Raw genomic sequence first — 19,720 nt, 5'->3', positions numbered from 1 at the left:
CATCGTAGGGGCGTCTGGCGGCATGTGAACGGGCGACGGTGCCGACGCTAGAGTTGCTGGCATGGTGGATTCTGTACGGTTGATCCGTTCGGAGGAACTCTCCGATGTTGCTGAGTACGCATATGCGGCAACCGCCCCGAAGGACGCTCGGCTGATATTCCTGGCGGGCTCCTGCCCTTTGGACGGGGCTGGGGAAACCGTCGCCGTCGGCGACTACGCGGGCCAGGCGGCTGCTTGCGTGCGAACGATGAAGGGCGCGCTGGCGGCTGCTGGCGCGACGCTCACCGATGTGATCAGCACTCGCGTTCTCGTGGCATCCTCGGAGCAAGCTGATCTCGTCGCTGCATGGGAGGTGGTGCGCGATGCGTTCGGAGCACACGACGTGCCGAGCACGCTCCTGGGTGTGACGGTCCTCGGGTACGACGACCAACTCGTAGAGATCGAGGCGGTCGCCGCGGTCGTCGACTGACCGCGTTGCAACGGTTGGTCTGTGCGGCCACGCAGCGAGGCTTCGATTCGACGTCTAGCGTTGACGACGGCATTCGTTTCGCACTCGTCATCCGCGCCAACGCGAAACGGCGCCTCTGCTTCGTCTGGAGATAGGGAGGTGCGGACAATGTCGAACTCGCCGACGAGCAATCAGCGCGACCTGATCGGGGCGGTCCACCCGGGGGAGATCCTGATGGAGGATTTCCTCGAGGGCTTCGGGATCACGCAGAACAAGCTGCCCGTGTCGATCGGTGTGGCGCCGAACCGGACCAACGAGATCGTGTACAGGAAGCGGGAGACACCGCTGACGGGGCGATCCGTCTGGCGCGATACTTCGGGACGTCCGAGGAGTTCTGGCGGAACCCGCAGACGAACGACGAGCTGCGTCTGGAGCGCCGGACGCTGCGCGACAAGGTCGCTGCGATCGCGCCGCTGAGGTCTGCGTGAGCGCAGACCTGCCTCAGACGCTTCTCCTGATCATCGACGCGCAGCAAGGCGTTGTGCCGGGTTGCTTCAATGCGAACGGCGTGACGGAACGCACCGAGCCGCCCTGGGCCCTGTTCCGGCCGTGACGTGTGCATGCATCCCACCAGCACCATGAGGTCCTCGTTCGTCATCCCGTCGCCGGAAGCGAGCTCGATCCGTGAGCGCAACTCCAATGGGCGACGTCTTGAGCCGTCGGCGCTGCGAGCCAACTGCTCGCGCTCGTCATCGGTGACAACCAGCCCGATCGGCGGGCATCGTGTACACGGCCTGCCGAGCAGGACGCTGACGAAACGAATCCACCGATCGGGGCGCTACGCGCGCGTTTCAGTCAGCGAACCGACCGTGAGCGCTTCCGCTGATCGGCGTGAAGAAGTTGATGAGGTTGCCGTCCGGGTCCCTGGCGAGCAGCGAGCGGTTTCCCCAGGGCATGTCGGTCGGCGCGTTGACGAACACGTCGACGACGCCCTGAAGATCCCGGTAGGTCGCGTCGACGTCGTCGACGAGGAAGTCCAAGGTGACGCTGCGATTCGCGCGAGCCTCGGCGGCGTTGTCTCCGAGCAGCGGCACGGTGGCGGAGCTCGCGATGGCCAGCGTGCCGGATGGCGTGCGGAGCTCGGCGAACATCGGGTGAAGCCGTTCGGCGGTGATGCCGGTGGCCGTCTCGTAGAACGTGGCGAGCGCGTCGACGTCATCGGTGATGATGCGGGTGGCTGCGAGCTGCATGGCTCTCTCCTTCTGTCATGAGTGCGGCCCAGGTTTCGGCCGCGGACATCACGGTACGACTGATACCGGGCGGGAACTGTCCTGTATATAGACGACAATGGCTGTCATGTCCGATACGACCGCTCGCGCGCTGCGGTTGATCGAGCTCCTGCAGTCCGCGCAGCAGCGCACTGTCGCCGAGTTGGCAGATCGACTCGACGTCGACGAGCGGACCATCCGCAGAGATATGGCGCGGCTCGTCGATCTGGGGCTGCCCGTGGAGACGTTGCGGGGGCGCTACGGCGGCTATCGGCTCGCGCCCGGACGTCGTGTCCTCCCGCTCATGTTCAGCGCAGAGGAGGCCGTCGCGGTCTATCTCGGGCTCGCCCGCGCGCAGGCGGCGTCGCGCGAGCCCGAGCTCGCGGCGCAGACCGCCCTGTCCAAGATCAGGCGAGCGCTGCCGATCGCCGATGCGCAACGAGTCGACGACCTGCTCAGTGCGATGACGCGCACCTCCCCGCACGGCGACACTGCTCCCGACCCCGCCGTGATGCTGACCTTGGCGGAGGCCGTCGTGCGCCGACAGGGACTCGACCTGCGCTACGTCAGCCGTGCGGGCGCCTCGTCCAGGCGTGCGGTCCACCCGTACGGCCTGGTCGCGCACTCGGATCGGTGGTATCTCGTCGCCCTCGATACGGACCAACAGGAGGAGCGGACGTTCCGGGTCGACAGGATTCGATCGGTCCGATCCCTGCGCGAGACCTTCACCCCGCCCCAGCGCCCGGATGCGGAAGCGCATCTGCTCGACCTGTTCGCAGCTGCGCAGTACCGGTGGCACGTGGTGCTGCGCATCCGAACGAGCGAGGAGCGCATCCGGGGTCACCTGCCGCGGAGCGTGGCCCGGCTCGAACTGGTGGACCGCGGCGAGACCGATGCGGGCGACGCTGGTCTGCCCTGGTATCGGGCCGAGATCCATGCCGAGAGCCTCGACTGGCTGCCGCCGGTGATCGCGGCTCTCGACTGCGAGGTGACGATCGAGGGGCCGGACGAGCTCCGAGACCGCGTCAGGGATGCAGCGGCGAGGATGCTGCACGCGACGGACGATGGGACGAGGTCGCCAAGATCATGACTCGGTGTTCCGATTCACCGTCTGATCAACGAATCGCATTGTCGCCGTAAGGTTCCGTCGGGCCGCTCGCGGGCCTGCGAACCTGATCGTTCTCGACCTAGCATGACCATGTGATGGAGCACTTCGACAGACTCGTCGCGCTGGGAGAATCGGCAGACGTGTCCGGTTGGGATTTCTCATGGCTCGACGGGCGCGCAACCGAAGAGCGGCCGCCGTGGGGCTACGCTCGGCAGCTCTCGCAGCGACTGGGTCGCGCGCACGCGAGCCTCGACATCCAAACGGGCGGGGGAGAGGTTCTCGCCGAGGCAGAGGCCTTCCCTCGTACAGCGGTGGCGACCGAGTCGTGGCCGCCCAACGTTGCGAAGGCGGCGCAGAAGCTGCATCCGCGCGGCGTCGCGGTGGTCGCTGATCCTGATGAGCCTCCCCTTCCGTTCGCCGACGACGCGTTCGATCTCGTGACGAGCAGGCATCCGGCGACGATCTGGTGGGCTGAGCTCGCGCGAGTCCTGCGCCCGGGCGGCACCTACTTCGCCCAGCACGTCGGGCCGGCGAGCGTCTTCGAGCTGATCGAGTTCTTCCTGGGGCCGCAGCCGGAAGCGCGACGCGGCCGCCGCCCCGAAGATGAGGCCGCCGATGCCGTCGCAGCGGGGCTCGACATCGTCGACCTGCGTACGGCGACGCTTCGCATCGAGATCCGTGACGTCGCGGCCGTCGTCTATCTGCTTCGGAAAGTGATCTGGTGGGTGCCGGGATTCACTGTCGAGAGGTATCGAGGGCGGCTGCGCGACCTGCATGAGCTCATCGAACGGCAGGGGCCGTTCATCGCTCATTCGACACGCCATCTCATCGAAGCACGAAAGCCGCAGTCGTGAACCGATCTGGTATCACGACTAACGAGCGCAGGGACCTGCGGTTCGCCACGCCTCACGCGGCGACGTCTCGCCGCGCACCGAGACGAATAGGGTGAGATCGGCGATCGTCGCGCCGTTCTCGCGGGCGGTCGTGCCGGCTCGGCCCGCCGATCCGCCTGACCGGCCCGGAATGTCGTACGCCATCACTCGGAACCCCGTGGGCGAGACGAGCGGGCCGAAGACCGGCCCTGCGCCCACGACCCATTCCCGGCGGATCCGTCGAGGAGCTTGGCGCCGGAAGGTGCCGCGTGCTCGCGGGATGCCTTCGCGCGTACCGGCACGCGCTCATCCGGGATCGGCTTGCGGGGTGTGAGAGTCACGCCGGTCTGGGAGTCGTGATCGGTGAACGTGGCCGTACCCGCCATCGTCGCGAAACGGCCGAGGTGCCACCAGCGTCACCCGCCGGTGACGGCCCGTCCCAGGGGTGGAGCCGCGCGATCCGACGGGACGCGCGGGCTCGGGTGCGGAGAAGCGTGAGACCTGTATGCGCACAGGCGCGTTCTGAGTGTCGAGAACGGCGGAACGGTCGGGCCCGGGGCGGGAGGGCGATGTACGGTGGCGTCATGCAGAAGATCGGCCTGATCGGCGGAATGAGCTGGGAGAGCTCGGCGCTGTACTACCGACTCCTCAACGAGCAGGTCCGTGATCGACTCGGCGGCCTGCACTCTGCCGCGTGCATCATGACCTCTGTCGATTTCGCAGAGATCGAACGGATGCAGTCGTCGGGGCAGTGGGACGCCGCGGGCGACCTGCTCGCACGGGAAGCGCGCGCGCTTCAGTCCGCGGGAGCGGACATCGTCGTGCTGTGCACGAACACGATGCACAAAGTCGCGAGGTATATCGAGGACGCACTCGATGTGCCGTTCCTCCACCTCGTCGACACCACTGCTGACGCGATTCGCTCGGCAGGCGTTTCGAAGGTTCTCCTGCTCGGCACCCGCTTCACGATGGAAGAGCCGTTCTACCGTGAGCGTATGGAAGCGCGTGGCGTGAGCGTGATCGTTCCGTCCGATCCGGATCGGGCGGTGATCAACCGCGTGATCTATGACGAGTTGGTCCTCGGCGACGTGAACGATGCGTCGCGGCGTGCGTTCCGGCGCGTCATCGCGGCTGGTGTACGCGATGGCGCAGAGGGCGTCATCCTCGGATGCACAGAGATCGAGCTGTTGATCAGCCAGGGCGACGCCGAGGTGCCGGTCTTCGCATCAACGTCCTTGCACGCGACAGCGGCCGTCGACGCAGCTTTCTCTCACGCGCGCTGAAGATCCACGTGTGCCCGATCTCGAATCGTGCGACCGGGCACGATCGTGCCGTTACGACGACATCCGGATCGCCTGGTCGGGGTCGCTTCGGATGACAGTGTTGACTCTGACACCGTGTCAGCCCGTGGGATGGAGGAGTCATGTTGAGAATCGGAGACTTCGCGAGGTTGGTCGGGGTGTCGGTGCGCATGCTGCGGCACTACGACCAGCTGGGCCTGCTGAAGCCCGCGCGCATCGACGAGTTCACCGGATATCGCTCCTACGAGGCCGCTCAGTTGGATCGGGCGAATCACCTGATTGCGATGAAGGAGCTCGGCTTCACCCTCGACGAGGTCGGGGAGCTGCTCCGCGATGAGCTCGGCGACGATCGGGTGATCGAGATGCTTCGTGAGCGCGAGAATTCGCTGACGTCGCAGATCGATGCCGACCAGCGCAGGTTGCGACGGGTTCGGGCGAGGCTCCGTTCGCTGGAGAAAGGAAGCACCATGCCCACGAACACATTCACAGAGACGAGCCTGCCCGCGGTGCGGCTCGTGCAATTGGCTGCCTCGGCGTCGTCGATGGAGGAGATCGAACCCTGGATCGGGCCCATGTTCGGGCGCGTGAACCAGGCGATCGACGACGAGGGGTTGGTCCGAACGGGGCCGGGAATCGCGCACTACACGGTGACGGAAGCGGGGGTGCTCGCCGCCGTCGGCGAACAGGTCGGCGACTCCGCTCCGCCGGAAGGCCTCGAGGCGACAGAACTCGCTTCTGCACCGCGTGCCCTCGCGATGACCTACGAGGGCGGTGGGATCGACGGGATCCAGGCGGCCTGGCAGTCGCTCGTGATCGAGGTCGAGGCGCGCGGCCTGACCCCGACCGGAGTCTGCCGGGAGGTGTATCACGAGACGCCGCTCGACCCGGATGGCGAGAAGTGGGTGATCGAGCTGCAGCAGCCCATCGAGTGATGGGCGGGCTTGGTTCGACCAATGAGATCCGGCGTAGGAACGCCGGGGCGGTCGAGCGAGTGCTCTGACTCATCGACCGACTGCCGCCGTTTCAGGTACGGTGGGCGCATCTGCGGTCGCACGACGAGTCGTGCAACGATCGGCGCGTGCTGCGTGACGCATTCTCGGGGACCGCGCCGCGTCAGGGAGACTTGGGGGGATTGCGTGGAGCAGCGCGTCAGTTTCATCACGCTCGCGGTTTCGGATGTTCGCCGGAGCCGAGAGTTCTACGTCGGCGGTTTGGGATGGAAGCCGATCTACGAGGACGATGACGTGCTGATGCTTCCCGTGGGGGAGCATCTGATCCTGTCGCTGTGGAGTGTGGACGGGTTCACTGCCGAGGTCGGCCATGCGCCGGCATCGGGAATCGCTCCGATCGCCCTTGCGCACAACGTGCCGACCGAATCGGGCGTGGATGAGGTACTGGCGCTGGCGGAGTCCCTGGGAGCGGAGACGAGCGCCGGGCAGCCACGCGAGTGGGGCGGATACTCCGGCTACTTCGCCGACCCGGACGGCTTCCGGTGGGAGATCGCGATGAACCCCGGCCCCACCGGGGACTACGTGCTGCCGTAGAACCGTCTCCGTGATTGCACTCGGTTGAGTATCGGGCGACCGTCTGAATCGCGTCCGGAACCAGGTGCGAGGATGAGACCCACGACGGACCCCTTGAGACGCGCCACATCACATTGAGTCTGGAGCACGCGGTACATGCCGGCATCACTTCTGCACCTCGGCGAGCGCAGGCCGCCCGGCAGTGCGCGCAAGCGCATCACCTGGACGATCGTCACGCTCGTGCCGCTCGGCGCGATCGCCGGGCTGCTGGCGTTCGGAGCCATCGCGAACTGGGCGTTGAGAGCGCGAGGGGAGGTCCCGGCGCCGGATCTGGGAGACACGATCTGGATGACCGTGCTCGCGACGCTGATGCGGGTGACGTTCGTCCTTTCGCTCGTGATCGGGATGGTCCGCGTTCGCGAGGACCGCGCCGTGGAACGCGAGCGCGCACGCTCCTCCAACATGCGAACATCGAGGCGTTGACGCTCGGCATCCCGTGACGGTCGCGGATGCGGCCGGGGTGTTCGATCGTGAAGAGCGCGCTGAGCGGGCCATCGAGTGCCTGCCGTACACCGGAGGCATTGCGGCGCTACCGTGTGCCGGGCACGTGTGACACGCGGCCCGCGACGTCCGCGGCGAGCACCGCCGGCCAGCGGTGCACGTCGGTGGGCGTCGATGCCACCTGCAGCGTCGCGCTCGGCATGAGCGCGACCAGCGCCTCGGCCGTCGACACCGGATGGGCGGGGTCGCCGACCCAGGCGAGCACGGTTGTCGGCTGCGTAAGCGCCGAGATCCGCTCCGGATCGGGGAGATCGCTCAGCGCGGCCCCGCGGTACACCGCCGGCAGCAGAGCCTCGGTGACGTGCGGGGCGCCGTCGGGATCGCCGACCGACGCTGGCGGGAGGGGCTGGCCCCGACCGGCGTCTATCAGGGCCTCGATGCCGTGCTCTTCGACGAGCGCCGCGGCGCGCCGGTACTCGTCGGCCTTCGCCGCGCGCGTTCCCCACGCGGTGGGCGGGAGCAGCAGCGTGAAGCCGCTGAACCGGTCCGGCTCGCGCACCGCGGCGTGCAGGAGCGTTCCGGTTCCCATCGACGGCCCGACGCCATGCACCGATTCGCCGGGAAACCAGACGTCGAGCATCCGGAGCAGGTCGTCGGCGAGCGTCGTCCAGCGGTAGTCGTCGGGGAGCGGGCGTCCGCTGGAGTGGCCATGCCCGCGCGCGTCGTAGCGGAGCAGTCGCGTGCCGGACAGGCCGCGCCCCAGATCGAGGTCGAGCACGCGGTCGCGGGAGCGGCTCGAGGTCAGGCCGTGCAGCTGGACCACGGGGCATCCGGATTCGTCGCTGAACGCCCACGCGATCCGGGCCCCCGGAACCTCGATCCTGTGCATGTATCCGCCGCCTCCGGGTCGCTGTGATGGCGCTTACGCTAACACCATGCGCCTCACCCACGTCTCGTACCTGAGCCTGCCGTTCGGCCCCCTGCTCAGTTACGAGATCGAGGCATCGCCCACAGGGCGGAAGCTGCCGCCGTCGTTCGACCAGGGCCGGCACGTCGGTTCGGGCGACCGCCCGGGCTCGTGGATGGGCCTGGCCTTCCGGCTCCCGGCACCGGTCGATCGCGACGCGCTCGCCTCGGCATGGAGGGCCGTGGTCGAGACGCACGGCACGCTCCGAACGACCTTCGGCACCAATGGCCGCGGGGAGCTCGAACTCGACGAGATCTCGGTCGGGCGCGGGCGCTGGGTCGAGCACGAGATCGGGCAGGGGCAAGCGATGAACGCCGCGCTGCAGACCGTGCTCGACGAGACCTGCCGCCCGTTCTCCCGCCCCTCGCACCGGCTCTGCCTGATCGAGACCGCCGACGGCCCGGCCGTGGTCGTGGCGGCGGATCACGCCCACGTCGACATGTGGTCGATGCTCATCATCGTGCGCGATCTGCTCGACGCGCTGCAGGAGGTGCGCAGCGGGAGGCCACCGGCCGTGAAGCCCGTGCCCTCCTTCGCCGAGCACACTCAGGCGCTCCGGGATCGCCCAGCCGCGCCGCCGGAGGTCCACGATCGATGGCACCAGGTGATCGAGGCAGGCGGGGGTGGCATGCCGCGGTTCCCGCTTCCGCTCGGCGACCCCGCGCCCCAGCCCGAGCGGGTCGAACTCCGCGACGTGCTCGACCCGGATGGGCTGGCCGCGTTCGCGGAGCGTGCCCGCGAGAGCGGGGTGTCGACCCTCGCACTCACGGTCTCGGCGATGACGCGCACGACGCGCGAGCTCGCCGACACCGACCTGCGGGCCGTGTTCCCCGTGCACAGCCGGTACGAGGCGCGCTGGCACGGCTCGGTCGGCTGGTTCATCACCAACTCCGTCCTCGAAGCCTGCGATCCCGATCCGGTCGCCTGCGCCGCGGCGATCAAGGAGGCGCTGCGCCTGGGCTCGCATCCGCTCGCCGAGATCATGGCACCGTGGGGCGGCATGCCCGAGGTGCCGGGAATGCTCGCCGTATCGTGGTTGGACACGCGCCGGCTGCCGGTGTCGATCGATTCCCACGGCCTCGATGCGCAGTACTTCAGCGCCGCGATCCGCACCGATGGCGTGATGATCTGGTTCACGACCGACCACGCCGGCATCCGCCTCCGGTGTCGGTACCCCGACACGGCCGAGGCGCGCCGGAACGTCGGCGCGTGGCTCGATGACCTCGTCCGGCGCATGCGCGGCGAGGCGGGCGGTCGCCGCCGTGTGAGCGGCTTGCGCCCGGGAGCCTCGTAGACTTCCCGGATGATGAGCATGCGGGGGACGGTCCGGCCGGACGCTCCGATCGAGCTGCGCATCGGCGGGCACACCCGGCGCGAGCTGGTCGATTCCCTGGCGTCGGCCGGCGTGAGGACGAACGCATTCGCAGAGGTGCTCCTGGCGGACCCCGCATTCGATCGCGCGGAGAGCCGAACACTTCTGGTCGCCGCCCGCGAGGTGCGTGCGCTGGGGCTTCCGGACGGCGGAACTCTGCCGGAGGTCTTCGCCGCGGCCAGCGCTGATGGCTTCGACCTCCTGCCTCTCGAAGCAGGCCCGTACGCGCGGCTGGCGCTGCTCGCGCAGGAGGCCGCTCCGGATTCGGTGCTCTCGACCGGACGCGCTCCGAGCGCGGCGATCCACGTCGCGTCGGAGCCGATCAGCGAGGACGACGAGCAGCCCAAGGGGTTCTACCTGCGCGTCGTCGACGGTGAGCCGTGGCTGCGCGGGTACCGCTGCGACAACGCCTACGCGTTCCCGCCGGAGGCTGTATTCCTCTTCGCATCCGGCCGCCGCTGACGGCGGGGTATCGCCCGCGGGAGCGATCCGTCGACGGCTCCGGGCGCCAGCACGCTCAGCGCGGCTCGCGGCCGACAGGGCTCCTGCGGCCGGCTGCGGGTGCGCACCCGTGCTCGGTCCTGCGAGGATCGGGGCATGAGACTTTCGCGACGGGTCTCCGCCAGCGTTACGGGCTCACGGCGGACGGAGCCGACGGCGTGCGCGCCCGACCCTGAACCGCGGCGGCCCGTTCGGCACGCGGCGCGGCCCGGTCGGTGACGCGGTGATGCGTCCGTCTCGGCCCCCGCGGCGCATCGGTCTGTTCGTGCTGCTCGTCGTGCCCGCTGCCGCGTGGGGGATCGGCGGCAGCGTCGTGCTCGGCGGGGTCGCCGGCCTGTGGGGGCTGCTGTGGTCCGCCGTGTGGACGCTGCTCGCGATCACCGCGTCGAATCTGCCGCTGTGGTCGGAGCGCGTGATCCGGAGGTGGTGCATCGTCGGCGCCGGCGTGAGCGCCTTTTCGCTGGCGACGATCGCGGTTCTCGCGTCGTCCGGATCCGGGAGCACGGGCGTGTGGGTCCCATTCGTGCCGGCTCTGGGGCTCTTCGTGATCGGAGCGGTTCGCCCGGGCTCCTTGGGCGAGCCGGAATGATCACTTGAACCGGGTGCGGCACGGACCAGGGAGGTGACCCGGCGGCGATGCCGTAGACGCGCCCGCCCGCGCTGCGGGACCGGGCGGTCATTCGCCCCGGAATGCGCCCGCGTGGTCGCGCGCGAAATCCGCGAAGCGGCGAGCAGGGCGCTCCAGCAGGTCGGGGACGGCCGTCGAGACCTCGGCGGCCTCGCCGCGGGCGTAGTGCGCGTAGTCCTCGAGCAGGCCGTCGACCTGCCACGTCGGGAGCAGGCCCGTGAGCATCTCGCGGAACCGCTCGGGTGAGACGTCGTCGAAGCGGATGTCGGTCTCGGCGGCTTCAGAGAGCCGTGCGGCCAGTTCCGCATGAGTGAGCGATTCGGGGCCGGTGAGGGTCTGGATGCCGAGGGGTTCCGCAGCGGTGAGCGCGAGGGCGGCGACCTCACCGATGTCGCGAACATCGACGAGGCTCACGCGCGCGTCGCCGATGGGGGCGGGGAGAGCGCCCGTGGCGCGCACGGCGCCGGCAACGGCGAGGAGGCCCTGCATGAACAGGTTGGGGCGCAGAGCGGTGACCCCGATGCCCGATCCGAACGCGTGGCGTTCGACGGCGGCGTGATAGCGCAGGAACCGGACGGGCGAATCCGCGACGGATCCGAGCTGTGACAGCAGCACGAGGTGACGGACGCCCGCTGCCGCCGCGAGGTCGACGAACTGCTTCTGCTGCGCCTCGGCCCGTTCGCTCGACGGCGTAACGAGGTACGCCGCGCGCACCCCGTCGAGGGCGGAGCGGATGCTCGCGGCGTCGTCGAGGTCCGCGCGCACGGAGAAGTCGGCCGAGGACGCCCGGCGGGACAGAGGACGGAACGCCACTCCGTTCGCGGTCAGTGCGTCGGCGACGGCTCGCCCCGTGGATCCGGTGGCGCCGGTGACGAGGATGTCGGGGGCGTCGGTCATGGATCTCTCCTTCAGTTCGTGGGGTGGCGGAGGCCGTCGGTGAGGATGCGGGACCAGTCGTCGTCGACGTCGGCGATTCCGGATGTCACGGCGAGATGGCAGAGCTGCCCGTACGCGATGAAGCGCTGCACTTCGCGGTCGTCGGCACCCGAGTGCTGTTTCGCGAACCGGACGATCCGTGCGAGTCCCGCTCTCAGCGCGTCGCCGATGGCGGGGATCGCTGCGACGGACTGCGCATGCACCTGGATGAGCAGCAGCGTCCGATCGGCGATGAGGCCAGCGTAGGCGGCGCCCAGCGCATCCAGGACCTCGGCGGGGGAACCGATCGCGTGCGCGTCGACGAGCGTGCGTTCGATGCGATCGAAGCATGCGTTCAGCGCAGCGATGAACAGCGCCTCCTTTCCGCCGAACAGCTTGAGCACGTAGGCGCTGGAGATCCCCGCCTCGCGCGCGACATCGGTCACGGTGGTCCCGCCGTATCCGCCTCGGGAGAAAGCGACGAGCGCAGCATCGATGATCTCGGGTCGGCGGGCGTCGGCAGAGGAAAGCGTTCTCGACGGCATGTGAGTGACTATACACTCACTTTTAGCGTTCGCAAGCTCGAAGGTGATGCGCTGTTCCACATCCGTATTGCGCGCGGTCGAGTCGGAGCACGTGTCGCGCGTGCACCGTTGCCGTGCCGTGTACGTCACATTCCGCGCCGAGATGCGTGCTCGCGGTAGATCTTCACCGCCGATGCGACGCGCGGGTGGCGGTCGCCCGAGAGAGCGTCCGCGATCTGCAACCCGCGCGCCACGTCAGCGTCGGTTCCCTTCTTGATGAACCACAGCGGCGCGGTGATCGCCGATCTGCGCCGCAGCGGTTCGTCGGATCGCGCGAGCTCCTCGAGTATCGCGAAGTCGGCAGCGCCGATCAGTATCGGCCAGCCGAGCACGCGCGGCGCCGCGCGATCCACCATGTCCCAGGATGTGATGGCGTCGTGATGGTCGAGGTACGCGGCGGCGAGTGTCGCACGCTCGTCGTCGGTGAGGCGTCGGCGCGCGCGGAAGTCGAGGATGCAGAACGCCGCGAGACGAGGCTCGTAGGCGGGATGAGCGAAGAGGCTCTGAAGTTCCGCCAGCGGGAGATCGGTCGCGCGCTTCGCCACCGCGAACAGGGTTCCCATCCGAACGCCGAAGACGGGCTCGTCGTCCGCGACCCGGCGACGAATCTGCTCGACCTCACCCGGCTCGGCTGCGTCGTGCAGCGCCGTGACGAGACCGCGCGCCGTCGTGAGGGGATCGCCCATGCCCCGATGCTAGCGAGGGCGCGACCGGTGCGGAACGCCGATGAGCGCCTCTCGCGCTGCACCGGTCGGTGGTCATAGACGGGGTCTACGGTGTGTCAGGGCGCGGTGGGACGCCCGCAGAGGGTCGAACGCGAGCGGTGCGGCCCACGAGCGCACAAGGATGCGGCATCCTTTGCTTGAGGCATCGCCTCCGATGCTCTCCCGGTGAAGCCGGTTCCGCGATGACGAGGAAGTGAAATGCGCCGTTCGACCGATGAAGTGCACAGATTCGAACCTCACGCGCCTGACGCGGAACTCGATGACTTGCGGGCGCGGCTCGCGGTGGCACGACTGCCCGAGACGGAAACGTCCTACCGTCCCGCACCCGATGCGCGCCGATGGGAGCAAGGCGTCCCTCTCGCCGACCTCGTCGACGTCGTGCAGTACTGGCGTTCCGAGTACGTCTGGCGCGACTTCGAGGATCGGCTGAATCGCGTCGGGCAGTACCGGACGGAGATCGACGGATTGGGGATCCATTTCCTGCACCGGCGCTCCTCGCGAGCCGATGCCACTCCACTGGTGCTCACGCACGGCTGGCCGGGCAGCGTCGCCGAGTTCGTCGACGTGATCGATGAGTTGGTGGATCCCGCAGATGCGACGGCGCCGGCCTTCCACGTCGTGGCGCCATCGCTCCCGGGCTTCGGATACAGCGACAGGCCGGCACAGACGGGGTGGGGCGTCGGGAAGATCGCGCGAGCCTGGGTCGAGCTCATGGGTCGACTCGGCTACACGAGGTTCGTCGCCCACGGCGGGGACTGGGGCGGCGTCATCACCACGGTCATCGGGGGCATGTTCCCGGACCGGGTGCTCGGCATCCACACGACGGTGGCACAGGCGCCGCCGGGGCAGACCCTGAGCGGGCTGACCGCGGCGGAGCGAGCATGGGTCGAAGAGACCGACGACTTCTGGCGATACCGGGCGGCGTACGCGAAGCAGCAGGCGACCCGACCGCAGACGATCGGATACTCACTCGCCGACTCACCCGTCGGCCTTCTCGCGTGGATCCTCGACAAGTTCGCCGAATGGACGGACACCGAAGACAGCCCGTTCGAGACCATTCCGGTCGACAAGATCCTCGACGATGTGACGCTCTACTGGTTGACGCGCACGGGCGCATCAGCCGCGCGCATCTACTTCGAGAGCCACGGCGGCGTGAACCGATTCGATCAGGCGCTCCGGGTCGACGTGCCCTCGGCGATCAGCGTGTATCCCCGCGACATCGAGAAGTGTCCTCGCGCATGGGCGGAACGAAGGTATCGCCGCATCGTCAGGTGGGGAACGCCGCAGCGCGGAGGGCATTTCCCGTCGCTCGAGGTTCCGGAGTACTTCGTGAGCGATCTGCAACGGGGCGCGGCGGCGATCCTCGCAGCCGGCGACGGCGCGTGAGCGTGCGGAGGGGTGTCGGCGACCGCGTTGCGGGGTTCCTCGGTATGGAACGCCGCGGGGCTCATCCTGAGGCAGACCGCTCGGTCGGTGTCGCCGGATCGGGGAGCACGCCGCGCGTGCGCCGGTAGACGAGGGCGACGAGCAGTGCGTCCGCGGCGATCCAGGTCGCCCAGGAGACGGCCATGTAGCCCCAGTAAGCGCCGGTCGAGGCCTCGGGCAGGGGTTCCATGAAGTTGTACTGGAGCATCTGGAACAGGTTGTTGAACAGCGCGTGCGCGAAGACGGCCGGCCAGACGCTGCCCGAGAGGTAGCGCAGGGCGCTGACGAGCACGGCGGCGAGGAGGAGATCGACAGTCTTCGAGACGACGTCGCGCGTCGCGATCTCACCGGCGTGGGCGAGCGCGACGGTGAGGGGCAGATGCCACAGGGCCCAGAGGCCACCGATCAGAGCGGTCGTCGCGAGGAAACCGCGCGGGGCGAGCAGCGTCGTCAGGTAGCCGCGCCAGGCGAGCTCCTCGCCCGCGACCGGGATCATGAACACGAGCACGACGGGCAGCGTCGCGAGCGCCGCCATCGTCGCCCCGTCGGCCCAACGCAGGTCGACCAGACCGACGGCGCCCGAGAGCAGCAGCGGCACGACGCCGACGAAGAGGAGGGCACCGAGCGCGAGCAGGCATGCCCGCAGGATCGGGGCGATGCGACCCCGGACGCGGGCCCCGGACGCGGTCCAGACGGTCCAGGTCCCGGCCGTCTTCGGGGCGGCGCGGTGACGCGATCGATGGATGGCGTGCAGTGCGATGACCGCCAGGAACGGCACCCACTGGAACACGGGGGTGAGGATCGTCAGGTATGCGGGATCGGCGCCGGCGTACACCGGGGCAGTCGCGGCCACGACGGCGACCAGGACGATGACGGCGAAAGCAGCGAGGAACGGGCCGGTGCGGGGGCGTTCGGCCGCTCGGGTCGTGCGCTGTGCGGATTCCATGGTCCCCACGGTAGGAACGGCGAAAAGACGGGGATATGGGGATAACCGGAGAAGAACCGGACGCAGCCGTGCGCCCGGATGCGGGCCGCCGCCTGCGGGTGAACGCCTGTTGAACGAAGTCGAGATCCCCGCGGGGCGGCGGATCTGCTCGATACGCTCGGAACATGGACAGCGAGTTCGCGCCCGTCGGGAGCGGCCTGCTCGTCGCGATACTCCTCCTTCTGGGCGGGATGCTGCTCTTCTTCGCGTTGTCGGCTCGACGAGGAAAGCCCGAACGGAACTACGCCACGGCCGATGGGCAGGACCTGCGGAGCGTGATCTGGACCTCCGAGGCGACGTGGCGCGCCGCGCACCGGGCGAACGCACCCTGGCTGTTCGCGGCATCGGGCGGGGCGTTCGCCGGTGGAGCGGCGATGATCGGAGCGATGATCGTTCTGGGTGCGGGAGAGGCCGCCTCGATCGTCCTGTCCGTGCTCTGTGTCGCGCTCGGGTGGGTGATCGTGTGCGGCACGTGCGCCGGGATCGCGGGGCGGGCAGCCGCGAAGCGCGCTCGCGCGCAGGAAGCGGCAGAGAGCCCGGACTGACCGGGAGCCGGCGGCGCCCGGTTCGGAGCCGGCAGAGCTCAGCCCTCCGTGCGCCGGCAGCGCATCGGGACGATCCGTGGTGCCTGGCAGATGCCCGCGTCCGAGGGAGTCTCATAGGATCTCGGTATGGCGACGATGCAGATGATGTCCGCTGCCGGTCGACGCGCTCTTGGGGCGTTGGCGCTGGCAGGAGCACTGGTGGTGACGGGCTGCAGCAGCGGCCCGTCGGCTGACTCGATCGGTGAGACCACGGCGGATGCGATCCGCGACGCCGGGACGGTGCAGTTCACGATGACCTCAGGGGAGGAGACCTTCGAAGGCGCTGCGGTGTACGAGGAAGGCGACCTGAGCGAGCTGCGCGTGGAGACGACCACGCCGGGCGAGGAACGCTCTGAATGGGTCGTCGACGGCGAGTACTGGCGCGCGCCGGGAACAGCACGCCCGGAGCGCAGCGGCAGCGTCGACCCCGAGGAGTTCGTCGCGGCATGGGATTGGGCACAGGTGCAGGAGGACATGGCGGCCGCGGCGACGAGCATCGAGGCGGTCGAAGCGCGCGAGATCGACGGCCTCGAGACCCACGGTTTCGAGCTCGTGTCCGAGGAGCGGACCGAGACGTGGTGGGTCGATGACGATGGGCGGCTGCGCGAGTATGAGTTCGAGTTCGCCGACGGTCAGTCCGGTGGAGGCACACTGTTCGGCTACGGCGACGACGTCCGCATCTTCGAACCGTAAGGTCACTGCGTGAGCGGCCGACCGGCAGGACCCAGCGGAGCGTGATCCGAGCGTCCGAGGCGATGCGGCGCGGTGCACGCCGAGCGCACGCTCTGTGGCTCTCCGCCGCCGGTCATGTCGTGCGCCGGTAGTGCGTCGCGACGGCGCCGTTGCGCAGCGGCTCCGCCGAGATCAGTTCGAGCTGTCGCGTGCGCGGGAGGCCCGCCTGGTACAGGGTCGGCCCGTGCCCGGATATCTGCGGGTGGACCATGAACCGGTACTCGTCGATCAGGCCCAGGCGGTCCAGCGCGACCGCGAGGGTGCCGCTGCCGAGGAGCACGCCATCCGGGGTCTCGTCCTTCAGGCGCTGCACTTCGGCGCTCAGATCGCCCGAGATGAGGTGGCTGTTCGTCCACGGGAAGTCGGTGCGCGTGGTCGAGACGACGTACTTCGGCTTCGTCTCGAGCGCCAGCGCCCACTCGCGCATCGACGGCGGCGCGGGCTCGGAGCCGTCGGCGACCGCCGGCCAGGAGCTCTCCATCATCTCGTAGGTCACACGACCCCACAGCATCGCCCCGCAGTCGATCAGGAGGCGGGTGTAGAAGCCGTGCGTCTCGTCATCGGCGATGCCCTCCCGGTGGTCGACGCAGCCGTCGAGGGTCACGTTGATGCTGAAGGTCAGGAGCCCCATGCGGCGAGCGTAGTCTTCGGAGCATTCCCGCGACAGGCACCCGACAGAATCGAACCCGGATGATCGGGCGCGCGTCGCGGCCGCTCGACGAGAGTGGAACGCGAAGGGAGCAGCCATGATCGAGAACCTCAATCGCCTGGTCGACGAGATCGAGCGGCGGATCGGTGACGAGATCGACGTCGACGCGCTCGCCGCCTCGATGGGTACGACGGGCTATCACGCGCGCCGGATGTTCTCGTCGCTCGCGGGCATGCCTCTGTCGGAATACGTACGGCGGCGGCGGATGACCGTCGCGGCGTCCGACGTGATCGGCGACGACGATCTGCTGACGATCGCCACGCGCTTCGGATACGGGTCGGTCGAGGCCTTCGGCCGCGCGTTCCGATCGGTGCACGGCGCCAGCCACGGCGATGTCCGCCGCGACGGCGGCCCCCTTCGCACTCAACCCACCCTCAGGTTCCGCCTGACCGTCGAAGGGAGCGCCGCAATGGACGCCAGAATCATCGAACGACCCGCCTTCCGCCTCGTCGGCCACGCCGCCCGCGTGCCGCTGATCCACGAAGGCATCAACCCGCACATCCAGCAGCACATCGCGTCGCTGCCGGTCGAAGAGCACGGCCGGCTCAAGGCGCTGAGCACGACGGAGCCGCGCGGCCTCCTGCAGGTGAGCGCGGATGTCGACCCCGACTACGCCGAGGGGAGCGAGCTGACGTACCTGCACGGCGCGGCGTGCGGTGCCGACGCGGACGTCCCCGCCGATCTCGACGCCATCGATGTCGACGCGGGCGCGTGGGTGGTGTTCCGCACATCCGGCCCGCACCCGGCCGCGCTCCAGGAGGCGTACGCGTCGTCAGCGGCGGACTGGTTCCCGTCGAACCCGTGGCGGCTGCGCGAGGGGCCGTCGATCGTCGCGATCCTCGATCGCGCGGAGGATTTCAGCACGGCCACGTGCGAGCTGTGGTTCCCGATCGAACGGGAGTGACGTCGCAGCGGTCAGGGCCGGAGCTCCGGGCCCTGGCCGCTCCCGATCGTCCTCCCTCGGGCAGCCGTGCACGCGGACACGCTGACGATCGGTGCCTCGGATCCAACGGAGAACTCGACGCCTACATGGGAACCGGCCGCGCGTCAGAGCGCCAGCCCGGCGAAGTAGTCCGCGAGGGTGTGCGTGCCGTGCGGTTCGCCGACGGAGTCGGTCTGCATGCCGTCGAGGAAGAAGCGGGTCAGCGAGCCGGCCCGCGGGCTGATCCGATCGGCCGCCCAGACGGCCGAGGACGCCAGGGGGCGGGGGACCCGCGTGTACCGCGGCTTCCTGCCCACCGCTTCGAACGCGGTCCGTACGACGTCTCGGTAGGTGAGCACCTCGGGGCCGCCGACATCCCACGTGCCGGCGGCGCCGTCGAGGCGGGAGACGCAGAAGTCCGCGAGGTCGGCGCCGTGGATGGGGGAGAGGCGCACGCTCCCGTCTCCCAGGCCGAACGCCATGCCGCGGCGTGCGAGGTCGTAGATCTCGGTCAGGTCGGAGAAGTAGCCGGACGGGTTCACGATCTGCGGCGCCACGCGGGATCGTCGCAGGGCCTCCATGAAGGCATGCTTGGCGCGGCTGACGGCGGACGTGCCGCTCGCGGCGTTCATGACGCCGACGTACAGGAACGATGACGCGCCCTGGCGCTCGGCGAGCTCCAGGTATCGGAGGTTCAGGTGGAAGTCGATCGTCCAGGGGTCGGCCTTCTGGCGGGTCACGCCGAGCGCAGAGACGACGTGATCGACACCCGACATCATCTGCGGGTCCAGGTCCTCCGCGCCGCCGGGCGCGACGACCCAATCGTCGACGAGCCCGTCGAGGGACGGCGCGCCGTATGCGCCGGGCGCGGCGGCGCGAGCCCTGTCCCGCACCACCGCGCGCACGACGTGGCCTTCGTCGTGCAGTCGCGCGACGATGTGGCGGCCGACGTATCCGGTGGCTCCGGCGACGAGAACGCGCTTCCGGCTGTCTGTCATGATGTGCTCCTTCGTGAGGGGTCGTCCGGGTCGGTGCTCGCGGCGAGTCCGCGCAGGGCGGCGATCGCCGCGTCGAGGGGAGCGTCGTCGTCCAGGGCCCTGTGCAGCAGGAGCCCGTCGAGCACGGCGGCGATGAGCGCGGCGGCGCCCGTGATGCGCTCCGCCGGCCATTGCGGTCGCTGCCGACCGAGCCATTCGGCGATGGCGGCGCGCGCGCCGCGGAGATTCTGTCGGAACGCGGCGCCCAGCTCCGGGTCCTGGCCGGCGCCGGCGATCAGCTGGGTCGCGAGTCGGATGCGCCGGTCGTCGGCGACCAGCCCTGCGATTCCGTCCTGCAGGGCGCTGATCGCCGCATCGAAGTCTCCGCTCCGCAGGATGGGCCCGATGAGCGGGCCGATCGCGTCAGCGCTCGCACGCTCCGCGAGCGCCGTGCGCAGGCCGGGGAGCCCGCCGAAGTGATAGTGGATGAGGCCCGCGTTCGATCCGGCGCGCGCTGCCGCCGCGCGGGTCGTCACGGCCTCCCAGCCGCCCTCCGCGAGCAGGTCGATGCCCGCGGTGATGAGGGCGTCCCGCGTCCGCTCGCTTCGTGCGGAACGCGGTCGATCGCCAGAATTAGTCACATGACTAATATACGCCATGTGGAGGGCGGATC

At 69.3% G+C, this 19,720-nt stretch carries 24 protein-coding genes and 1 pseudogene; 16 read left to right on the top strand and 9 right to left on the bottom strand.

Annotated elements, in window-relative coordinates:
- The first annotated feature begins 61 nt into the window (after window positions 1–61).
- The 3 genes and pseudogenes from C0010_RS02690 to C0010_RS15345 all read left to right on the top strand — a co-directional run bounded on the left by C0010_RS02690 (window position 62) and on the right by C0010_RS15345 (window position 1,061).
- On the top strand, window positions 62–469 hold the full coding sequence (locus C0010_RS02690; protein ID WP_105565469.1) for a RidA family protein: 408 nt from the start codon (window positions 62–64) through the stop codon (window positions 467–469).
- Window positions 470–616: 147 nt separating this feature from the next.
- Window positions 617–936 (top strand): annotated as a pseudogene (locus tag C0010_RS02685) (HigA family addiction module antitoxin).
- Window positions 933–1,061, top strand: coding sequence for a hypothetical protein (locus tag C0010_RS15345; protein ID WP_267893841.1), 129 nt, complete (start codon window positions 933–935; stop codon window positions 1,059–1,061). Before C0010_RS02685 ends, C0010_RS15345 begins: the two are co-directional and overlap by 4 nt.
- Before the next feature lie 238 nt (window positions 1,062–1,299).
- Here the strand turns inward: C0010_RS15345 and C0010_RS02680 are convergent, their stop codons facing one another.
- A complete protein-coding gene (locus C0010_RS02680; protein WP_105565468.1) occupies window positions 1,300–1,698 on the bottom strand; it encodes a VOC family protein in 399 nt (132 codons plus the stop codon).
- A 106-nt stretch (window positions 1,699–1,804) separates the two neighbouring features.
- Here C0010_RS02680 and C0010_RS02675 point away from each other — a divergent pair, with 106 nt between their 5' ends.
- From C0010_RS02675 to C0010_RS02645, 6 genes are all read left to right on the top strand, one after another.
- Window positions 1,805–2,806, top strand: a complete 1,002-nt coding sequence (locus C0010_RS02675) for a helix-turn-helix transcriptional regulator (RefSeq protein WP_105565580.1) — start codon at window positions 1,805–1,807, stop codon at window positions 2,804–2,806.
- A gap of 113 nt (window positions 2,807–2,919) precedes the next feature.
- Window positions 2,920–3,678, top strand: coding sequence for a class I SAM-dependent methyltransferase (locus C0010_RS02670; RefSeq protein WP_198410781.1), 759 nt, complete (start codon window positions 2,920–2,922; stop codon window positions 3,676–3,678).
- A gap of 602 nt (window positions 3,679–4,280) precedes the next feature.
- Window positions 4,281–4,979 carry an aspartate/glutamate racemase family protein gene (locus C0010_RS02660; RefSeq protein ID WP_105565579.1) on the top strand — a complete coding sequence of 233 codons (699 nt, stop codon included), beginning with the start codon at window positions 4,281–4,283 and terminating at the stop codon, window positions 4,977–4,979.
- A gap of 140 nt (window positions 4,980–5,119) precedes the next feature.
- Window positions 5,120–5,929 (top strand): MerR family transcriptional regulator, encoded by an 810-nt coding sequence (locus C0010_RS02655; protein WP_105565465.1) that lies wholly within the window; start codon window positions 5,120–5,122, stop codon window positions 5,927–5,929.
- A 204-nt stretch (window positions 5,930–6,133) separates the two neighbouring features.
- Complete coding sequence (locus C0010_RS02650; RefSeq protein ID WP_105565464.1) at window positions 6,134–6,541, top strand: VOC family protein; 408 nt, start codon at window positions 6,134–6,136, stop codon at window positions 6,539–6,541.
- A 135-nt stretch (window positions 6,542–6,676) separates the two neighbouring features.
- Entirely contained in the window at window positions 6,677–7,003 is a 327-nt protein-coding gene (locus C0010_RS02645) for a hypothetical protein (RefSeq protein WP_105565463.1), read from the top strand.
- 106 nt (window positions 7,004–7,109) lie between these two features.
- Here the strand turns inward: C0010_RS02645 and C0010_RS02640 are convergent, their stop codons facing one another.
- Complete coding sequence (locus C0010_RS02640) at window positions 7,110–7,910, bottom strand: alpha/beta fold hydrolase (protein WP_105565462.1); 801 nt, start codon at window positions 7,908–7,910, stop codon at window positions 7,110–7,112.
- A 46-nt stretch (window positions 7,911–7,956) separates the two neighbouring features.
- Between C0010_RS02640 and C0010_RS02635 the strand changes: the two genes are divergently transcribed.
- The 3 genes from C0010_RS02635 to C0010_RS02625 all read left to right on the top strand — a co-directional run bounded on the left by C0010_RS02635 (window position 7,957) and on the right by C0010_RS02625 (window position 10,450).
- The gene (locus C0010_RS02635; RefSeq protein ID WP_105565461.1) at window positions 7,957–9,282 is read left to right on the top strand and encodes a condensation domain-containing protein; all 1,326 of its coding nucleotides are present in this window, start codon (window positions 7,957–7,959) and stop codon (window positions 9,280–9,282) included.
- A gap of 9 nt (window positions 9,283–9,291) precedes the next feature.
- Window positions 9,292–9,822: a hypothetical protein gene (locus C0010_RS02630; protein WP_232531681.1), complete on the top strand. Its 531-nt coding sequence runs from the start codon at window positions 9,292–9,294 to the stop codon at window positions 9,820–9,822.
- 265 nt (window positions 9,823–10,087) lie between these two features.
- A complete protein-coding gene (locus tag C0010_RS02625) occupies window positions 10,088–10,450 on the top strand; it encodes a hypothetical protein (protein WP_105565459.1) in 363 nt (120 codons plus the stop codon).
- Window positions 10,451–10,537: 87 nt separating this feature from the next.
- Here the strand turns inward: C0010_RS02625 and C0010_RS02620 are convergent, their stop codons facing one another.
- The 3 genes from C0010_RS02620 to C0010_RS02610 all read right to left on the bottom strand — a co-directional run bounded on the left by C0010_RS02620 (window position 10,538) and on the right by C0010_RS02610 (window position 12,674).
- Window positions 10,538–11,386, bottom strand: coding sequence for an NmrA family NAD(P)-binding protein (locus tag C0010_RS02620; protein ID WP_105565458.1), 849 nt, complete (start codon window positions 11,384–11,386; stop codon window positions 10,538–10,540).
- 11 nt (window positions 11,387–11,397) lie between these two features.
- On the bottom strand, window positions 11,398–11,949 hold the full coding sequence (locus tag C0010_RS02615) for a TetR/AcrR family transcriptional regulator (RefSeq protein WP_105565457.1): 552 nt from the start codon (window positions 11,947–11,949) through the stop codon (window positions 11,398–11,400).
- Window positions 11,950–12,074: 125 nt separating this feature from the next.
- A complete protein-coding gene (locus C0010_RS02610; protein WP_105565456.1) occupies window positions 12,075–12,674 on the bottom strand; it encodes a DNA alkylation repair protein in 600 nt (199 codons plus the stop codon).
- Window positions 12,675–12,911: 237 nt separating this feature from the next.
- Here C0010_RS02610 and C0010_RS02605 point away from each other — a divergent pair, with 237 nt between their 5' ends.
- The gene (locus C0010_RS02605) at window positions 12,912–14,099 is read left to right on the top strand and encodes an epoxide hydrolase family protein (protein ID WP_105565455.1); all 1,188 of its coding nucleotides are present in this window, start codon (window positions 12,912–12,914) and stop codon (window positions 14,097–14,099) included.
- A gap of 61 nt (window positions 14,100–14,160) precedes the next feature.
- On the opposite strand, the gene C0010_RS14860 is transcribed toward C0010_RS02605, so the two are convergent.
- Window positions 14,161–15,084 (bottom strand): CPBP family intramembrane glutamic endopeptidase, encoded by a 924-nt coding sequence (locus C0010_RS14860; RefSeq protein ID WP_158685233.1) that lies wholly within the window; start codon window positions 15,082–15,084, stop codon window positions 14,161–14,163.
- A 164-nt stretch (window positions 15,085–15,248) separates the two neighbouring features.
- Between C0010_RS14860 and C0010_RS14855 the strand changes: the two genes are divergently transcribed.
- Both C0010_RS14855 and C0010_RS02595 read left to right on the top strand, forming a co-directional pair.
- Window positions 15,249–15,668, top strand: coding sequence for a hypothetical protein (locus C0010_RS14855; RefSeq protein WP_158685232.1), 420 nt, complete (start codon window positions 15,249–15,251; stop codon window positions 15,666–15,668).
- A gap of 126 nt (window positions 15,669–15,794) precedes the next feature.
- Window positions 15,795–16,400, top strand: coding sequence for a hypothetical protein (locus C0010_RS02595; RefSeq protein WP_158685231.1), 606 nt, complete (start codon window positions 15,795–15,797; stop codon window positions 16,398–16,400).
- A gap of 112 nt (window positions 16,401–16,512) precedes the next feature.
- Here C0010_RS02595 and C0010_RS02590 read toward each other — a convergent pair whose 3' ends face one another.
- Complete coding sequence (locus tag C0010_RS02590) at window positions 16,513–17,070, bottom strand: dihydrofolate reductase family protein (protein WP_105565452.1); 558 nt, start codon at window positions 17,068–17,070, stop codon at window positions 16,513–16,515.
- 115 nt (window positions 17,071–17,185) lie between these two features.
- On the opposite strand from C0010_RS02590, the gene C0010_RS02585 reads away from it, so the two are divergent.
- Window positions 17,186–18,052 (top strand): AraC family transcriptional regulator, encoded by an 867-nt coding sequence (locus C0010_RS02585; protein ID WP_105565451.1) that lies wholly within the window; start codon window positions 17,186–17,188, stop codon window positions 18,050–18,052.
- Between the two features lie 143 nt (window positions 18,053–18,195).
- On the opposite strand, the gene C0010_RS02580 is transcribed toward C0010_RS02585, so the two are convergent.
- Both C0010_RS02580 and C0010_RS02575 read right to left on the bottom strand, forming a co-directional pair.
- A complete protein-coding gene (locus C0010_RS02580) occupies window positions 18,196–19,068 on the bottom strand; it encodes an SDR family oxidoreductase (protein ID WP_105565450.1) in 873 nt (290 codons plus the stop codon).
- On the bottom strand, window positions 19,065–19,688 hold the full coding sequence (locus C0010_RS02575) for a TetR/AcrR family transcriptional regulator (RefSeq protein WP_198410782.1): 624 nt from the start codon (window positions 19,686–19,688) through the stop codon (window positions 19,065–19,067). Before C0010_RS02575 ends, C0010_RS02580 begins: the two co-directional genes overlap by 4 nt.
- Between the last annotated feature and the right edge of the window lie 32 nt (window positions 19,689–19,720).

The sequence above is a fragment of the Microbacterium halophytorum genome, assembly GCF_002970975.1.
In the GTDB taxonomy this organism is placed as follows: domain Bacteria; phylum Actinomycetota; class Actinomycetes; order Actinomycetales; family Microbacteriaceae; genus Microbacterium; species Microbacterium halophytorum.
The sequence above is the reverse complement of the archived record's forward strand: the minus strand, read 5'-3'. Positions and strand labels throughout refer to the sequence as shown.

Coding starts and splice junctions, on each gene's coding strand:
- C0010_RS02690 (WP_105565469.1), top strand. CDS start 62: ATGGTGGATTCTGTACGGTTGATCCGTTCGGAGGAACTCTCCGATGTT.
- C0010_RS02680 (WP_105565468.1), bottom strand. CDS start 1,698: ATGCAGCTCGCAGCCACCCGCATCATCACCGATGACGTCGACGCGCTC.
- C0010_RS02675 (WP_105565580.1), top strand. CDS start 1,805: ATGTCCGATACGACCGCTCGCGCGCTGCGGTTGATCGAGCTCCTGCAG.
- C0010_RS02670 (WP_198410781.1), top strand. CDS start 2,920: ATGGAGCACTTCGACAGACTCGTCGCGCTGGGAGAATCGGCAGACGTG.
- C0010_RS02660 (WP_105565579.1), top strand. CDS start 4,281: ATGCAGAAGATCGGCCTGATCGGCGGAATGAGCTGGGAGAGCTCGGCG.
- C0010_RS02655 (WP_105565465.1), top strand. CDS start 5,120: ATGTTGAGAATCGGAGACTTCGCGAGGTTGGTCGGGGTGTCGGTGCGC.
- C0010_RS02645 (WP_105565463.1), top strand. CDS start 6,677: ATGCCGGCATCACTTCTGCACCTCGGCGAGCGCAGGCCGCCCGGCAGT.
- C0010_RS02640 (WP_105565462.1), bottom strand. CDS start 7,910: ATGCACAGGATCGAGGTTCCGGGGGCCCGGATCGCGTGGGCGTTCAGC.
- C0010_RS02635 (WP_105565461.1), top strand. CDS start 7,957: ATGCGCCTCACCCACGTCTCGTACCTGAGCCTGCCGTTCGGCCCCCTG.
- C0010_RS02630 (WP_232531681.1), top strand. CDS start 9,292: ATGATGAGCATGCGGGGGACGGTCCGGCCGGACGCTCCGATCGAGCTG.
- C0010_RS02625 (WP_105565459.1), top strand. CDS start 10,088: ATGCGTCCGTCTCGGCCCCCGCGGCGCATCGGTCTGTTCGTGCTGCTC.
- C0010_RS02620 (WP_105565458.1), bottom strand. CDS start 11,386: ATGACCGACGCCCCCGACATCCTCGTCACCGGCGCCACCGGATCCACG.
- C0010_RS02615 (WP_105565457.1), bottom strand. CDS start 11,949: ATGCCGTCGAGAACGCTTTCCTCTGCCGACGCCCGCCGACCCGAGATC.
- C0010_RS02610 (WP_105565456.1), bottom strand. CDS start 12,674: ATGGGCGATCCCCTCACGACGGCGCGCGGTCTCGTCACGGCGCTGCAC.
- C0010_RS02605 (WP_105565455.1), top strand. CDS start 12,912: ATGCGCCGTTCGACCGATGAAGTGCACAGATTCGAACCTCACGCGCCT.
- C0010_RS14860 (WP_158685233.1), bottom strand. CDS start 15,084: ATGGAATCCGCACAGCGCACGACCCGAGCGGCCGAACGCCCCCGCACC.
- C0010_RS14855 (WP_158685232.1), top strand. CDS start 15,249: ATGGACAGCGAGTTCGCGCCCGTCGGGAGCGGCCTGCTCGTCGCGATA.
- C0010_RS02595 (WP_158685231.1), top strand. CDS start 15,795: ATGGCGACGATGCAGATGATGTCCGCTGCCGGTCGACGCGCTCTTGGG.
- C0010_RS02590 (WP_105565452.1), bottom strand. CDS start 17,070: ATGGGGCTCCTGACCTTCAGCATCAACGTGACCCTCGACGGCTGCGTC.
- C0010_RS02585 (WP_105565451.1), top strand. CDS start 17,186: ATGATCGAGAACCTCAATCGCCTGGTCGACGAGATCGAGCGGCGGATC.
- C0010_RS02580 (WP_105565450.1), bottom strand. CDS start 19,068: ATGACAGACAGCCGGAAGCGCGTTCTCGTCGCCGGAGCCACCGGATAC.